This is a genomic window from bacterium, assembly GCA_030247525.1.
In the GTDB taxonomy this organism is placed as follows: domain Bacteria; phylum Electryoneota; class JAOADG01; order JAOADG01; family JAOADG01; genus JAOTSC01.
Genome location: JAOTSC010000275.1, coordinates 1 through 2,384, shown reverse-complemented (window position 1 = coordinate 2,384; position 2,384 = coordinate 1). Strand labels below are relative to the sequence as shown.

Below are 2,384 nucleotides of genomic sequence, written 5' to 3'. Positions count from 1 at the left end.
AATTATACTTGGGGATTGCGGATCATCAATGTCAGTAATACTACAAATCCCACTCAAGTCGGATTTTGTAATACTCCGGGGTTAGCGCGCGGAATAAAAGTTTCAGGAAGCTACGCTTATATTGCCGACGACAGTTTTGGATTGCGAATTATCAATGTTAACAACCCGACGAATCCCACGGAAGTTGGTTCTTATGATACACCGGGGGTTGCTTGGGGTGTAACGGTAGCGGGTAGCTACGCCTATGTCGCAGATGGGTCATTGGGATTGCGGATCATCAATCTTAGCAATCCCGAAAATCCCACATCTGTCGGTTTTTACGATACACCAGGTTTTTCTTATGGTGTAACTATAGCTGACAGCTACGCTTATGTCGCAGACAATTTTACAGGTTTGCGGATTATCAATATCAGCAATCCGACGAATCCCACTGAAGTTGGTTTTTGCGATACGCCAGGTTGGTCAGTAGATGTCGCAGTAGTAGGTAGCTACGCCTATGTCGCAGATAGGTCAGGATTACGGATTATCAATGTTAGCAATCCAGCAAATCCCATTATAGTTGGTTTTTGCGATACGCCGGGTGATGCTGTCGGTGTAGCGGTTTTCGGTAACTACGCCTTTGTTGCTAATATCGAGTATGGTCTAAGGATCATCAACATTAGTAATACTGAGAGTCCAAGGGAGGTTGGTTTCTACATTACTCAGGATGTCGCACTCGGTGTTGCAGTTGTTGGTAGCACTTCTTTCGTTGCTGCAAGAGAAGAATTCGGCATCTACGATTGCTCGGGTTGTGTTGGTGTTGTGGAACATGTAGGGATAGAAGCTCCGAAAGAATTTTACCTGAAACCCAATTACCCCAACCCATTCAATGCGACAACCACCATCGAATACACGATTCCGAAAACGGGAAAAGTCGACTTGAAGGTATTCGATATTTCCGGTCGTGAAGTCGCAACCCTCGTGAATTTTCATCAGAATCCGGGTTCGTATAAAGTCACACTCGATGGCACCACCCTTTCCACTGGAACCTACTTTGTGCGATTGCAATCGGGTGAGTTTTCCCGAACGCAAAAGATGGTGTTGTTGAAGTAAGGTTTGGGGGCTCGGAATTCGGGGTTCGGGTATCGGGAGGGGCGTATGGCATACGCCCCTTTCTTGTTGGGCGAACACCGGTTCGCCTATACTCACAACCAAAACTAACAGTGTCGCTCGTATATTTTGTCGAATCGTGAAGAGAGAGGCTTGCTTCTTGGTTCTTTGTGAGTTACTTTTGGAAAATCACAAGTACGACGAATTGGTCGAACTATGAAACCACACGAACCAAAAGAACTCATCTACGAATCGGGGGAACTGGAAGCAGTTGTTACCCTCATCCAACGCGCTGCCCCCAGTCGAGCAACCGTCCTTTTGTTAGGCGAATCGGGAACAGGCAAAGAGCGTATCGCTAAGCTACTACACGACTCCTCACCCCGTTGCGATGCCCCCTTTGTCAGTGTCAATTGTGCCGCCATACCGGAAACACTATTGGAATCGGAGCTGTTTGGTCATGAGCGCGGCGCTTTCACAGGGGCTGATAGTTCACGGGTCGGGCTATTCGAGCGGGCAAATGGTGGAACACTCTTTATCGACGAAATTGGCGATTTACCTCTGAATGCGCAGGTGAAACTGTTGCGTTTCCTTCAGGATCAACGGATTCAGCGGGTTGGTGGTCGTACGGAAATTCAATTGGATGTCCGAATCGTTGCCGCTACCCACCGCGATTTGCCGGACTATATTAAGAGTGGCAAGTTTCGTGAAGATTTATTCTACCGAATCAACGTAATCACGGTAAAAATCCCCCCGCTACGACATCGTCGGCGTGACATCCGTCCCTTGGTCAACTACTATTTCAAATATTACGCAAAGCAAAATAGCAAAACGATCCGCGGTCTAAATGCAACGGCTTGGCAACGTTTAATGCGACACGATTGGCCTGGCAATGTTCGTGAACTGGAAAATGCCATTGAACACGCAGTCGTTGTCTCAGAGAGCGAGTTGATCGATGAGACTGATCTCCCGGTTAGTTTAACTCCTGATAATTCTTCACAAAAGAGCTCGGAACCTGAGCCGGTGGCAGAATCGGAAACCCAGTCAATTCGGAATCAAAATGCAGGAAGTGAATCAACAAGAAAAAATGAAAGCATTGAAATACAAAGAGATGAATCGGAAGCACTCCCCTCGGATTTGCTAAGGGAAAGTATCCACTTTCCTCTAAAAAAAGGTGAACTGTTTGGGTTGGTAGAAGCTTTCGAGAAAAGTATCATCGAGCAAGCCCTTCAATTAGCAAATCACAATCGCAGTGAGGCTGCTCGTTTATTGGGAATATCGGAAAAAAACATCCGAGA

General features: G+C 46.7%; 2 protein-coding genes. Both read left to right on the top strand.

From position 1 onward, the window contains the following. Positions 1-1,092, top strand: a 1,092-nt coding sequence (locus OEM52_14915; protein ID MDK9701425.1) for a T9SS type A sorting domain-containing protein, incomplete at its 5' end; no start/stop codon positions are given. A gap of 213 nt (positions 1,093-1,305) precedes the next feature. Next, on the top strand, positions 1,306-2,384 hold a 1,079-nt coding region (locus tag OEM52_14910; protein MDK9701424.1), incomplete at its 3' end, for a sigma-54 dependent transcriptional regulator.